At 71.8% G+C, this 12,370-nt stretch carries 12 protein-coding genes; 10 read left to right on the top strand and 2 right to left on the bottom strand.

Annotated elements, in window-relative coordinates:
- Positions 1–87: 87 nt before the first annotated feature.
- A complete protein-coding gene (gene hutU / locus ABZ861_RS25960; protein ID WP_361634540.1) occupies positions 88–1,752 on the bottom strand; it encodes a urocanate hydratase in 1,665 nt (554 codons plus the stop codon).
- Positions 1,753–2,130: 378 nt separating this feature from the next.
- On the opposite strand from hutU, the gene ABZ861_RS25955 reads away from it, so the two are divergent.
- From ABZ861_RS25955 to ABZ861_RS25935, 5 genes are all read left to right on the top strand, one after another.
- Complete coding sequence (locus tag ABZ861_RS25955) at positions 2,131–3,531, top strand: diaminopimelate decarboxylase (protein WP_361634671.1); 1,401 nt, start codon at positions 2,131–2,133, stop codon at positions 3,529–3,531.
- A 190-nt stretch (positions 3,532–3,721) separates the two neighbouring features.
- Positions 3,722–4,114, top strand: a complete 393-nt coding sequence (locus ABZ861_RS25950) for a hypothetical protein (RefSeq protein WP_361634538.1) — start codon at positions 3,722–3,724, stop codon at positions 4,112–4,114.
- Entirely contained in the window at positions 4,111–4,974 is an 864-nt protein-coding gene (locus ABZ861_RS25945; protein ID WP_361634535.1) for a transcriptional regulator, read from the top strand. Before ABZ861_RS25950 ends, ABZ861_RS25945 begins: the two co-directional genes overlap by 4 nt.
- 13 nt (positions 4,975–4,987) lie before the next feature.
- On the top strand, positions 4,988–5,500 hold the full coding sequence (locus ABZ861_RS25940; protein WP_361634532.1) for a roadblock/LC7 domain-containing protein: 513 nt from the start codon (positions 4,988–4,990) through the stop codon (positions 5,498–5,500).
- A gap of 19 nt (positions 5,501–5,519) precedes the next feature.
- A complete protein-coding gene (locus ABZ861_RS25935; protein ID WP_361634529.1) occupies positions 5,520–5,894 on the top strand; it encodes a hypothetical protein in 375 nt (124 codons plus the stop codon).
- Between the two features lie 151 nt (positions 5,895–6,045).
- Here ABZ861_RS25935 and ABZ861_RS25930 read toward each other — a convergent pair whose 3' ends face one another.
- Positions 6,046–6,888 (bottom strand): MurR/RpiR family transcriptional regulator, encoded by an 843-nt coding sequence (locus ABZ861_RS25930; RefSeq protein WP_361634527.1) that lies wholly within the window; start codon positions 6,886–6,888, stop codon positions 6,046–6,048.
- 229 nt (positions 6,889–7,117) lie between these two features.
- Here ABZ861_RS25930 and ABZ861_RS25925 point away from each other — a divergent pair, with 229 nt between their 5' ends.
- Genes ABZ861_RS25925 through ABZ861_RS25905 form a run of 5 tightly spaced genes read left to right on the top strand, consistent with a single transcriptional unit; the run spans position 7,118 to position 12,357 of the window.
- The gene (locus tag ABZ861_RS25925; RefSeq protein ID WP_361634524.1) at positions 7,118–8,233 is read left to right on the top strand and encodes a TniQ family protein; all 1,116 of its coding nucleotides are present in this window, start codon (positions 7,118–7,120) and stop codon (positions 8,231–8,233) included.
- On the top strand, positions 8,209–9,000 hold the full coding sequence (locus tag ABZ861_RS25920) for a TnsA-like heteromeric transposase endonuclease subunit (RefSeq protein WP_361634522.1): 792 nt from the start codon (positions 8,209–8,211) through the stop codon (positions 8,998–9,000). The genes ABZ861_RS25925 and ABZ861_RS25920 overlap by 25 nt, the downstream gene beginning before the upstream one ends.
- The gene (locus ABZ861_RS25915) at positions 8,997–9,830 is read left to right on the top strand and encodes a hypothetical protein (protein ID WP_361634520.1); all 834 of its coding nucleotides are present in this window, start codon (positions 8,997–8,999) and stop codon (positions 9,828–9,830) included. Before ABZ861_RS25920 ends, ABZ861_RS25915 begins: the two co-directional genes overlap by 4 nt.
- On the top strand, positions 9,830–11,152 hold the full coding sequence (locus ABZ861_RS25910; RefSeq protein ID WP_361634668.1) for a Mu transposase C-terminal domain-containing protein: 1,323 nt from the start codon (positions 9,830–9,832) through the stop codon (positions 11,150–11,152). The genes ABZ861_RS25915 and ABZ861_RS25910 overlap by 1 nt, the downstream gene beginning before the upstream one ends.
- Positions 11,149–12,357 (top strand): TniB family NTP-binding protein, encoded by a 1,209-nt coding sequence (locus ABZ861_RS25905; RefSeq protein WP_361634518.1) that lies wholly within the window; start codon positions 11,149–11,151, stop codon positions 12,355–12,357. Before ABZ861_RS25910 ends, ABZ861_RS25905 begins: the two co-directional genes overlap by 4 nt.
- Positions 12,358–12,370: the final 13 nt, after the last annotated feature.

The following is a 12,370-nucleotide window of genomic DNA, read 5'->3' as shown; positions in this document are numbered from 1 at the left end:
CCGCGTCGGTGCCCACACTCGGGACCCCGCTTCGCGCCCAGGCCCCCGCGTCCGCAACCCGCGCCCGGTGATCGGCGTTCGGCTCGTTCACGCCTGGTCACCCTCGCGCATCGGCACCCGCACCCCGCGCTCCGCGGCGACCCGCTCCGCGATGTCGTACCCGGCGTCCACGTGCCGGATGACGCCCATGCCCGGGTCGTTGGTCAGCACCCGGCGGATCTTCTCACCGGCCAGCGCCGTGCCGTCGGCGACCGTGACCTGTCCGGCGTGCAGGGACCGGCCCATGCCGACGCCGCCGCCGTGGTGGATCGACACCCAGGAGGCGCCCGAGGCCACGTTCACCATGGCGTTGAGCAGCGGCCAGTCGGCGATGGCGTCGGAGCCGTCGAGCATGGCCTCGGTCTCCCGGTACGGGGAGGCGACGGAGCCGCAGTCCAGGTGGTCGCGGCCGATGACGACCGGGGCCTTCAGCTCGCCGCCGGCGACCATGTCGTTGAACCGCTCGCCCGCCTTGTCGCGCTCCCCGTGGCCGAGCCAGCAGATGCGCGCGGGCAGGCCCTGGAAGTGGACGCGCTCACCGGCCAGCTTGATCCAGCGGGCCAGCGACTCGTTCTCGGGGAACAGCTCCAGGATCGCCTTGTCGGTCTTGGCGATGTCGGACGCCTCGCCGGACAGGGCGGCCCAGCGGAAGGGCCCCTTGCCCTCGCAGAACAGCGGCCGGATGTAGGCGGGGACGAACCCGGGGAAGGCGAAGGCCCGCTCGTACCCGGCCAGTCGCGCTTCGCCGCGGAGGGAGTTGCCGTAGTCGAAGACCTCGGCGCCGGCGTCCTGGAAGCCGACCATGGCCTCGACGTGCCGGGCCATGGACTCGCGGGCGCGGACGGTGAAGCCCGCCGGGTCCTTGGCCGCCTCCTCGGCCATGTCCTCGAAGGCCACGCCGACCGGCAGGTAGGACAGCGGGTCGTGGGCGGAGGTCTGGTCGGTGACGATGTCGATGGGCGCGCCCATGGCGAGCAGTCGCGGGACCGCTTCGGCGGCGTTGCCGAGCACGCCGATGGACAGCGGCCTGCGCTGGTCGCGCGCCTCGGCGGCCAGCGCCAGGGCGTGGTCGAGGGAGTCGGCCTTCACGTCCAGGTAGCGGTGCTCGATGCGGCGTTCGATGGCGCGCGGGTCGCAGTCGACGCAGATGACCACGCCGTCGTTCATGGTGACGGCGAGCGGCTGGGCGCCGCCCATGCCGCCGAGGCCGGCGGTGAGGGTGATCGTCCCGGCGAGGGTGCCGCCGAACTTCTTCGCGGCGACGGCGGCGAAGGTCTCGTAGGTGCCCTGGAGGATGCCCTGGGTGCCGATGTAGATCCAGGAGCCCGCGGTCATCTGGCCGTACATGGTCAGGCCGAGGGCCTCCAGGCGGCGGAACTCCTCCCAGGTGGCCCAGTCGCCGACGAGGTTGGAGTTGGCCAGCAGCACGCGCGGGGCCCACTCGTGGGTCTGCATGACGCCGACGGGGCGGCCGGACTGGACGAGCATCGTCTCGTCGGCCTTGAGGGTCTTCAGGGTGCGGACCATGGCGTCGAAGGAGCGCCAGTCGCGGGCGGCCTTGCCGGTGCCGCCGTAGACCACGAGCTTGTCGGGGTGCTCGGCGACCTCGGGGTCCAGGTTGTTCTGGAGCATCCGCAGCGCGGCCTCCTGCTGCCATCCCAGGGCGCTCAGTTCCGTGCCGTGTGGGGAACGAACGGGGCGGGGTCCTGACATGGTGTGCCTCCTGGCGGTTGCTCCCGGCGGACTGTTGCTGACTCTATTCACATCCTGAACCTCTGAATAGAGCTAGTCAATACGTCGGTGTGCCGACACGGGGCACGTCCGGGGTGTATGGCTGGACGGGCCGGACGAGTCAAACGCGCCGGACGCGCCGGACGAGCTGCACGAGCAGGGGCGCACGCGCGGCTGAGCGACAGGGACGCCATGGACGACAGTGACGACAGCGACGACATAGAGGACACGGACGGCATCGATGACATAGGCGATGCACGCGACGCAGGCGACGGATACGACACGGACGACCCGCACGACGTGCATGACCACAGGGATCTGAAAGACCTGAAAGACCTGAACGACACGGGGGGCGTGGGCATGGGACACGGAGACGGTCACGAGGGACGGGCGGGCCGTGCGGACGGCGGGCGGGCCGCGCGGCGGGACGAGGCGGTACGGGCCGCCGTGCGGCAGGGGCTGCTAGGCCCCGGCTCGCCGCTCGTCTGCCTGCTCGACGTCACCGGCATCAGAGAGGCGGCGGCGGAGCTGACAGGCGCCTTCGCCGCGGCCACGGCGCCGGGGACGCCGGTGCTGCACGCCTTCGCGGTGAAGGCGGCCCCGCTCGTGCCCGTGCTGCGGCTGCTCAGCGAGGAGGGCATCGGCGCGGAGGCGGCCAGTCCGGGCGAGCTGGCCCTCGCGCGCGCCGCCGGGGTGCCGCCCGCCCGCACCGTCCTGGACTCGCCCGCCAAGAGCCCGGCCGAGCTGCGCGACGCGCTGGAGGCGGGCATCGCCGTCAACGCGGACAACCCGCAGGAGCTGGACCGCATCGACGCCCTGGTGGGCGCGGCCGGGCCCGGCGCCGTCCGCTCGCCGCTCGGAATCCGGGTGAATCCGCAGGTGGGCGGCGGATCCATCGGGGCGCTGTCGACGGCGACGGCGACCTCGAAGTTCGGGGTGGCGCTGCGCGACGCGGGGGCGCGCGAGTGGGTCGTGCGGGCGTACCTGGAGCGGCCGTGGCTGACCCGGCTGCACACGCACACCGGTTCGCAGGGCGTTCCGCTCTCGCTGATGGCGCGCGGGGTGGCGGAGGCGTACGCGCTGGCCGAGGAGGTCAACGCGCGGGCCGGGCGGCGGCAGATCGACACCCTGGACATCGGCGGCGGCCTGCCGGTCAACTTCGGCTCGGAGACGACCGCGCCGACGTACGCCCAGTACGCGCGGCTGCTGGGCGAGGCGGCGCCGGGGCTGCTGGGCGGGCGGTATGGCCTGGTGACCGAGTTCGGGCGGTCGCTGCTGGCCAAGCAGGGCCTGGTGGTGGCGCGGGTGGAGTACACCAAGAGCGCCGGCGGGCGGCCCGTCGCCGTGACGCACGCGGGCGTGCAGGTGGCCACCCGGACGGTGTACGCGCCGGGCGCCTGGCCGCTGCGGCTGGCCGTCTACGACGCCGAGGGGCGGCCGAAGACGGGCCCCGAACTGGTGCAGGACGTCGCCGGACCGGCCTGTTTCGCGGGCGATCTGCTCGCCGAGGCCCGCGCGCTCCCCCGCCTGGAGCCGGGCGACCTGGTGGCGGCGCTGGACACCGGCGCGTACTACTTCGCCCACCACTACGCCTACAACTCGCTGCCCCGTCCCGGCATCCACGGCTTCGCGCCGGACGGCGCCGGCGCGGTGGCCTTCGCGACCGTGCGCGCGGCGCAGACGGTGGACGAGATCGTGGCCGAGGCCGGCGGGGCGCACGCCGCGGCTCTCACCACCCTGAACGCTCCCGGACGCGCCTGACGCGCACCGGACGACGGCCGGGCGACGGGGGAGGATGCGGGACAGCCGACCCACACTAGCTCCTCGACCGCATGTTCCACTGGAAAATGCCAGAACCCCCTCCGCCTCCGCACACGGTGAGTAGCGTCGGCGTCACCGAGCCGAAGTCACCGGCGGAATCAGGCGGGATCCAGGCAGGAGGGGAGCAGCGGTGCCCGGAATCGACGAGTGCTTACTGGAGGCCATGCGGCTGCCCGGCGCGCGCGGCGCCGCGCTGGTCGACTGGACGAGCGGCCTGGCCCTGGGCGCCGTCGGGGACTCCCCGGGCGGCGACCACGAGACCTCCGCGACGGAGGCCGCCGAGCTGGCCCGGCTGGCCGCCGAGCACGGCGCGTTCGCCGCCGACGACGACCACGGCGGCGACCGCCCCCCGGTCGAGGACGTGATCGTCAGCAACCGGGACAGCTACCACCTGCTGCGGTTCGTGGACACCTCCTTCGACAGCAGCGTGTTCCTGCACCTGTGGCTGACCCGGGCGGAGGGCAACCTCGCCTTGGCGCGCATCCGCCTGGGCGAGATGGCCGAGCGGCTGGTCCTGGGATGACCGTGGTCCACACTCCCGCCCCTCCCCCGCCCCGGCTCCCGGTGCGCGACCGCGCAGCCGCCGCCGACCGCGCCTGGGGCGGCCTCTCCCCGATGCTGACCCGGCTCGCCGCCGAGCGCGCCAGCGGAGTCCTCGTCCGCGAGCGCGGCGCCCTCTACCTCGCCGAGGGACGCGTGGTGCACGCCGAGAGCCCGCTGGCACCGAGCCTGGACGCCCTGCTCACCGCGCACGGCACGCTCACCGCCGACGTCTGGCGGGACGCGCTGTCCCGGGCCGACGACCGGCGCGGCGCCGCGCACCTGCTGCTCGCCGACGGCCGTCTGACCGAGGGAGCGCTGCAACTGTGCCACCTGGGCGCCTTATACGACGCCGCCTACTTCGCGCTCGCCCCGAGCAGCGCCCCCGGCCGCTTCCGCTACGGCGTCGCCCACCGGCTCGGGCCGATCCTGCCGGTCCCGGTCGCCGCCCTGGAGCGCGAGACGCTGCGCCGCCGCGACCTGCTGGACCGCATCTGGCCGCACGCGGGCCCGGACGGCGCCCCGCTGGTGCGCACCCACGCCAGCGCGGCGCCGAAGCTGACCAGCCGTCAGCGGCGACTCCTGGACCGGGTCGACGGCGCCCGCACGGCCACCGACCTGGCGCACGAGCTGGGGCGCCAGGCGTTCCACACCCTGGTGGACGTGCGGCGGCTGGCGTCGGCGGGACTCATCGCCCCGCGCCCGGCGCCCGCGCCGCCGCAGCCCGCCCCGCCTGACCCCGGCGCGGACCCGGCGGCGGGCGCCGCCGAGCGGCTGGCCCGCACCACCGACCCCCACATCACCTTGCTGAAGAGGCTCAGGGATGCGCTGGAGGCCCTTTGAGAGGAGACACCGGATGGCAGCCGAGCCAGAGATCCTGGAGGAACTGCGCCGACTGCGAGCCCGCGTCCCCCAGCTCACCGGCGCCCTCGCCGCCAGCGTCGACGGCCTGGTCCTGGCCCAGGACACCCCGGGCGTGGAGCCGGAGGGGGTGGCGGCCCTGACCGCGACCGCGCTCGGCGTCGCCGTGCGCATGGCGGACGCGACCGGCCAGGGCGAACTGCGCGAACTCCTCGTGCGGGGCGTCCACGGCTACGTCGCCGTCTACGCGGCGGGCCGCACCGCCGTCCTGACGCTGCTCGCGCAGGACCGCGTCAACGTCGGCCGCCTCCACCTGGAGGGCCGCAGGGCGGGCGCCCGCGTCGGCGAGCTGGTCGACGCCGAGACCGCGGCCCGCGGCCTGGGCCGGGTCACCCCGGCGAAGGACCCGAAGCCGGGCCCGCCCGCCCGGCCCCCCGCCCACCGCGCCAGGACCGCTCGCACGCCGCGCGCCACGGGCGCCAGTACGCCCACTACCACCGAGAGTTGACCGAACAAGGAGACCGGCCATGGCCAACACCGAGACCTGCCTGAAGGAAGCCCTCGCCTCCATCGAGGGCGCGACCGGCGTCGCACTCGTCGACTACACCAGCGGCATGGCGCTGGGCACGATGGGCGGCAGCAAGACGTTCGACCTGAACGTCGCCGCCGCGGGCAACACCGACGTCGTACGGGCCAAGATGCGCACCATGGAGCACCTCGGCCTCAAGAGCGAGATCGAGGACATCCTGATCACCCTGAGCGACCAGTACCACCTGATCCGCCTGATCGGCGGGCGCGGGGGCAACGGGCTGTTCCTCTATCTCGCCCTGGACGCCAAGCGGGCCAACCTCGCCATGGCCCGCCATCAGCTCCGCAGGATCGAGGAGGACTTGGAGGTCTGAGCGGACTGTCCCGCCCAGGGGAGCCGGACCGCCGGGGGACGGCCCGGCTCCCCTCCGCGGCAGCAGGCGTCACCCGGCGGCAGCCGGTGCCGCACGGCGACAGCGGGTGCCGCACGGCGACAGCGGGTGCCGCACGGCGGCCGTCGCCGGGTCAGTCCACGAACAGCCCGCGGGCCGCCGCCCGGCCGTCGAACTCCTCCAGCCGGGCCTGGGCGTCCGGCAGGCAGTCGCACATGGCCTCCAGCAGCACCCGCCCGAGCAGCATCGGCGCGCACGCGGTGTCGAAGGCGAGCCCGGTGCCCACGGCGCCGGGCAGCAGCAGGTCGCAGTGCCGGGCGACGGGCGCGAAGGGCGAGTCGGCGACCGTGACGACGGTCAGCCCCGCCTCCTTGGCGTAGGCGAGGGTGTCCACCACCTCGCGCGGATGGCGCGGCAGCGCGAAGCACAGCAGCGCCGAGGCGCCCGCCCGCACGGCGCCGTCGATGCGGTCCTGGATCATCGTGCCGCCCTCGTCGAGCAGCCGGACGTCCGGGTGCACCTTGCCCGCGAAGTAGGCGAACCCGTACGCCTGCGCCGCCGCGGCCCGCAGGCCGAGCACCGGCAGCGGACGCGAGGCGGCGAGGACCCGGCCCGCCTCCCGCACCGGACCCGGGTCGGCCAGCGCCTCCGCCAGGTGCCGCAGGTTCTCGATCTCGGCCTCGACGGCCTCCTGGTACTCGTTGTACGACGCCGGCTGCGCGGCCGGTTCGCCCGGCGCGACCTCGCGCAGGTGGCGGCGGAGCGCCGGATAGCCGTCGAAGCCCAGGGCGACCGCGAACCGGGTCACCGAGGGCTGGCTGACCCCGGCCAGCTCGGCCAGCTCGACGCTGGACAGGAAGGGCACGTCGGCGGCCCGCCGGACCATGCTGTGCGCGATGCGCCGCTGGGTCGGCGTGAGCCGGTGCCCCTCGAAGAGCGCCTGAAGCCGTGCGGCAGGGCTGTCGGTCACGCTCATGACGTGCTCCCCCTCCAGAAGTCGTCGACGCCCCGGGAGAGTACTCCCCGACCAGTTCCTATTCAGACATCAAGAACTCTGCATGAGGTCATACAGAACGAGCAAGAGATGCGCCAAGTGCCGCCGCGCGTGAGGGCGGAGGACGGAAATGAGAGTGTGAACGCCAACGTGATAGTGCACTTGATAGCGTGTACCCCTACATGAGAGCGGTCTGCATCGCTTCTTGGGGGTGGGGTCAGTGCTGCCGCGACGATTGGCACTGGTCACGGCCCCGCGTTCGGGAGAAGCCTTAGGGTCGTGGGTGGACCGGATGGCGCGGCTGAACCGCTGCCCGCCCGCGGAGGTGGCGGATCTGCTGGGTCTGCGGCTGCGCGGGGCGTCCGCGGATGTGCGACCGCCGGTCTTCGGCGTGCGATCGGACGAATCACTACGGCGGACCTTGTACGCGACGACGGGTATTCCCGGCAGCCTGGTGGACGGCATGCATCTGTCCGTTTTCGAAGGCGGACCGCTGAACGTGTCGGCGGTGCTCTCGGCAGGCAAATCGCATCGACCCTCGGCGGGCCGTGAGTGGGCGGAGGTGTACGGCAGCCGTACGTGCCCAAGTTGTCTGTTGGTTTCGGGTGGGGTGTGGCGGCTGTGGTGGAAGCTGTCGTGCGCGGCGGTATGCCCCGAGCACCAGGTGCTGCTACTGGATCGTTGTCCGTCGTGCGGTGGGGTGCTCCGGTGGGGTGGAAACCGGCCCCGGGTCGTGTCGGCGCTGTGGGTCAGGCCCCCGACTTGTTGCGCGAACTCCATTCGCGGGAGGCCCTGTTCGCAGTGGCTACCGACAGTTCGCGTGAACCAGGCGCATAGAGAGACGGTCGACGCACAGCGGCGATGGCTGGACATCGCTTTCGGGCAGGCACGTCCGGTTCTTGGAGAGGCGGAGGTGTCGAGGGGCGAGTGGTTCGCGGCGTTTCGCGCGTGTGTGATCTTGTTGCGGTTGGGGCTGCCGAGGGTTTTGGGGCGTCTACCGGATGTGCCTGCCTGGTGCGCACGGGCTCTGCTGGAGGAGCGCGGCGAGCGCGGAGTTCACCGGGGTCAGTTCGGATGGGGGCCCGCTTCGGCGGGGGCTGCAGCGGCCTTTCTCACAGTGGTGATGCCCCTGCTGGCGGCGGAGAACATGCGGGAGTTGTCGCGGCGGCTTGCGCCGCTGGTACGGACAGCGGCGGACGAAGGGGGTCTGGCGGCTCGGCCGTTGGCACGGCTCGTGGTACCAGATGTGTACGCGGAGGCGGTGGCGGCGCAGGTGCCGGCGGGGCGTTTGGCCAGGAGTCCGTGGCAGCAGGGGAGTTCACGGTGAGCGGGGATGCGGAGTTGCCGGAATCGTCGGAGGCGTTGGTCCGGGATATCGACCTGGTGCGGGTGCGGTACGTCGATGCCGAGGGGGTCGAGCGTCTGGTGCGGTTAGAGGAAGCGGCCTGCGTACGGTTCGAGGACGGCCGGATGGCGCGGGTCATTCCCAGCCACCGGGACCAGGGGCACATGCCGGGTCAGTACTGGGTGGCGAAGTGGGGTGACTTCGTCGAGTACGAGAGCGTGCTGGAGTCGAGGTGGCTGACGCTGCTGGACTTCGATCCGCGGGTGTCGGCCTTCGTCACTCAGCCTTTGGAGTTCGATGCCATCGACGCCCGGGGATCGTGGCGGCACACGCCGGATGTCTTCGCGCGCCGCCATGACGGGAGCGTGCTGTTGCTGGACGTGAAGAACCCCGAGCTGCGGAATGACCCGAAGGTGCTGCTGCAGGAGGAGCGCACTCGCCGTGTGTGTGAGCGGCTGGGCTGGGAGTACGCGATGGTGTCGGAGCCGAGCGGGCAGCTGTGGGTGAACGTCGACCTGTTGTCCAGTGCCCGGCGTCCGCTGCATCTGGGTGCGGATCTGGTGCCGCGTCTGCTGGAGCTGGCTCGTGAGCCGGTGGAGATCGGGGAGCTGATGCGGTTCATGGAGTTCCCGGATCTGGCTCGCGGGGTCCTGTACCACTTGATGTGGCATCAGCGGATCGTCACGGATCTGGATCGTCCGCTGCGGGATGCAACGCTGGTGAAGACCGCGGCGGAGGTGGGGGCATGACGGCTGGCGGTGCTGTGCGACTGCGACAGGGAACGCGGCTGTGGCTGGACGACGAGGTGCACACCGTGACCGGGGTGACCGACGATGGGGTGCGGCTGCGTTCGGAGAGCGGGGCGTGGACCGTGATCGGCGTGGGGCACTTGCTCGCTGACCCCGGCTTCCGTCTCTGCGACGACAGCGAGCTCCCAGAGGCTGAACCCGGCGGTGACAGCGACTCTGCTGAGCGGAAAATGTCGTTGGATGCCGCCGCGCTTTTCGACAAGTTGACCGACAAACAGCTGGAGGATCTCCAGAGTGCCCAGGAGCACATCCTGGAGATGACCACCGGTTATCGCGGCGGGGGTCCGGAGAACGCGCAACCCGGCGAGCCGAGGCCGGAGTACGCCCCGGACGTGCCACTGGTCCAGCGGGTACGGAGCAAGGCGCGGGGGTTGGGCTACAGCGAGCAGCAGATCTGGCGGCGGCTGCGCCGGTGGCGGGAGGAGGGTCCGTGGGGGTTGGTGGACAGGCGCAGCCACCGCCCGTCGGATCCGCTGGCGGGTGTGGATCCCCGGCTGATCGACGCGGTTCTCACCCAGCACCATGTGACGGAGGCCGATGACTCGACCGGCAGCCTGAACCGGCTGCGGCGCCGGGTGGAGCGCCGCCTGGCCGACGTCCACGGCCCGGACGTCGTGAAGATGCCGTCGCAGAGTCGTTCAACCGGTACGTGGCCGCTCTTCTGCCCGGCCTCTACACCACCGGACAGGCCACGACACGCCAGTCGGTGGCGAACCGGCCGGACGGGCACTATCAGCCGATCACCGCCAGCCGTCCCGGCGAGCTGGTGATGATCGACACCAGCTGGCTGGACGTGCGTGCCTACGATCCGGTCGAGGACGTCGTCATCTCGGTGGACCTGACGATCGCCATCGACGTGTGCACCCGCAGCCTGCTGGGGTGGCGTCTGGTGCCCAAGGGCACGAAGGCGGTGGACGCGGGCCTGGTGATCGCGGACGCGATGATGCCGGAACCCATGCGTCCGGGCTGGCCCGACGGGCTGCGGCACCGGATGCTGCGGCTGCCGTGCGAGCCGCTGCTCGCACGGGACGAGCGGTTCGCCGCCGCCGCGGCCCGCCCGGTGGTGTTTCCCGAGAAGATCGTGATCGACCACGGCAAGGCGTTCGCCTCGCAGGCGGTGAAGAACGTGTGCCGCCGCTACGGGATCACCATCCAGGACACCCGCAAGTACCGGCCCACCGACAAACCGCAGGTCGAGGCCGCGTTCAAGACGATCAGGAGCCAGTTCTCCCAGCACATCGCCGGCTACAAGGGCAATCACGTGGTGCACCGCGGCCGGGACGTGGACGCGGTGGCCCGCTGGACGATCGAGGAACTGGAGGAGTTCTTCGCCGAGTACGTCGTCGCGGTCTACCAGAGCCGCTGGCACAAGGGGCTGGTGCTGCCGGGCTTCCCGGAGATCAACCTGTCGCCGAACGACGCCTACCGGCTGGCCGTGCACCGTTGCGGCTACATCGCCGCCCCGCGCGACGCCAACCTGTTCCTGGAACTCCTGCCGATCCACTGGTGCACGATCACCAACCGACGCATTCAGAAGGACTACCTGCACTACAGCGCGCCCGTCTTGCGCGCCCACAACGGCACCAAGTCCCCCTACCCGCAGGCAAACGGCACCTGGCCGATCCGCTACGACCCGCGGGACGTCACCCAGGTCTACTTCCACGATCCCTACACCGGCATCTGGCACACACTGCGCTGGAGCCACGCGCTGACCGGTCTGGAGCCGTTCACCGACATCACCCTGCGCCAGGTCAAGCAGGAACTGCGCGCGCGTGGCCGCGACCCGCAGGACCAGGAAGCCGTCCTGGACGCTTTGTTGGACCTGCAGAACCGCACGGACGCCGCCGAGGCGTCCACCGCCCGCTCCCGCCGGGCACGCGCCCGCGACGCCGAACGCGCCAGAGCCGCGGCCCGGGACAGGGCCCGCACCGAACTCGTCGACTCCGCCGCCGACACCCCCGTCACAGAGCCCCGCCTGCGGGCCGTGCCACCACTGCCTTCCCAGGACGAGGAAGAGGTCACGATCGACTTCGACGCCCTGCCCTCGTACGAGGTGTGGGGCGGCCGCCCGGAGAAGGACGGCACACCGTGACGGCCCCGCCGCCCGCCGGAGCGGGCGACGGTCTGCATCCCGGGCTGGCCGAACCCCGGACCAAGGAGGACTGGTTCGGCTACGTGTTCTACGAGCCGCCTTCGCGGCCACTGCTGCCGCCGTACGAGGTCTTCCTGACGAGGGACGAGGATGATGCTGAACGGCGTCGCCTGAACCGCAGTCGTAACCGCTACCACAGTGCCCTGGTGCTGGCCTGGACACCGGCCGTGCGGCACTTCGAGACCGAGATCACGGAACTGCTGGCCGCCAACGAGATGGCGCCGCCCGGCGCCCGGCTCGGCCTGCTCATCGACGGTCCGCCGACGGTCGGCAAGTCCACCCTGGTCAAGATGATCGCCCGGAAGTTCGAGCAGGAACTGCGGGAGGACTTCCCCGAACGGTTCGACCCCGACCGGCTCGGCGACTACGTCCCCGTCGTCTACATCTCGCTCACCGACCAGGTCACCCCCAAACAGATCTCCCTCGCGATCGCCCGCTACCTCAACGTCCCCACCAGCGGCACCAAGGACACCATCGACGACCGCGTCCTGACAGCACTCACGGCGTGCGGCACCCAGCTGATCATCTTCGACGACCTGCACTTCCTGGACTGCTCCTTCAAGGAGGGCCGGGCCTCCAACGACCACATCAAGTTCCTCGCCAACCACGCCCCGTGCACCATCATCGGCACCGGCGTCGACCTCGAGAACAGCCCGCTGCTCAGCGAGGGCGGCCCCGCCATCCCCCGCAGACGCTCCGGCCGCACCAGGATCCCGGCTCCGGCTGCTGTCGGCGACGTCCGGACCCAGACCGCCGGCCGCTTCAGCCGTCAGGAACTCGCGCCCTTCGCCCTCGACAGCGACGACGGCATCCTCCAGTGGGTCGGCGTCATCCGCTCCCTGGAGAGGTCGCTCGCCCTGTACCGGCACGAGGAGGAGAGCCTGACCCGTCGGCACTGGCGCTACCTGCACGAACGCACCGACGGCAGCATCGCCGGCCTGCACGCCCTCATCCGCCGCAGCGCCGTACGCGCCGTCCAGCGGGGCACCGAGGCCATCACACGCGAGGTCATGGACTCCATCGTCCTGTCGTACGCCCACGAACGCGCCTACGCCAAGGTCACGGAACTGAAATACCGTCAGAACGCGAGGCAAGCGAAGCAGAAGCAGAACGGTAAGCGGACCGCGGCTGACGGAAGTGCGTAAGGCGACCGGCAGA

The sequence above is a fragment of the Streptomyces sp. NPDC046985 genome (genome assembly GCF_040644415.1).
Lineage (GTDB): Bacteria > Actinomycetota > Actinomycetes > Streptomycetales > Streptomycetaceae > Streptomyces.
Note: the sequence above shows the minus strand (reverse complement) of the source record. Positions and strands in the feature narration are given on the sequence as shown.

What these genes read in the sequence shown, in the direction of transcription:
- hutU (WP_361634540.1), bottom strand. Translation starts at nt 1,752, where the DNA reads ATGTCAGGACCCCGCCCCGTTCGTTCCCCACACGGCACGGAACTGAGC.
- ABZ861_RS25955 (WP_361634671.1), top strand. Translation starts at nt 2,131, where the DNA reads ATGGGACACGGAGACGGTCACGAGGGACGGGCGGGCCGTGCGGACGGC.
- ABZ861_RS25945 (WP_361634535.1), top strand. Translation starts at nt 4,111, where the DNA reads ATGACCGTGGTCCACACTCCCGCCCCTCCCCCGCCCCGGCTCCCGGTG.
- ABZ861_RS25940 (WP_361634532.1), top strand. Translation starts at nt 4,988, where the DNA reads ATGGCAGCCGAGCCAGAGATCCTGGAGGAACTGCGCCGACTGCGAGCC.
- ABZ861_RS25935 (WP_361634529.1), top strand. Translation starts at nt 5,520, where the DNA reads ATGGCCAACACCGAGACCTGCCTGAAGGAAGCCCTCGCCTCCATCGAG.
- ABZ861_RS25930 (WP_361634527.1), bottom strand. Translation starts at nt 6,888, where the DNA reads ATGAGCGTGACCGACAGCCCTGCCGCACGGCTTCAGGCGCTCTTCGAG.
- ABZ861_RS25915 (WP_361634520.1), top strand. Translation starts at nt 8,997, where the DNA reads ATGACGGCTGGCGGTGCTGTGCGACTGCGACAGGGAACGCGGCTGTGG.
- ABZ861_RS25910 (WP_361634668.1), top strand. Translation starts at nt 9,830, where the DNA reads ATGATCGACACCAGCTGGCTGGACGTGCGTGCCTACGATCCGGTCGAG.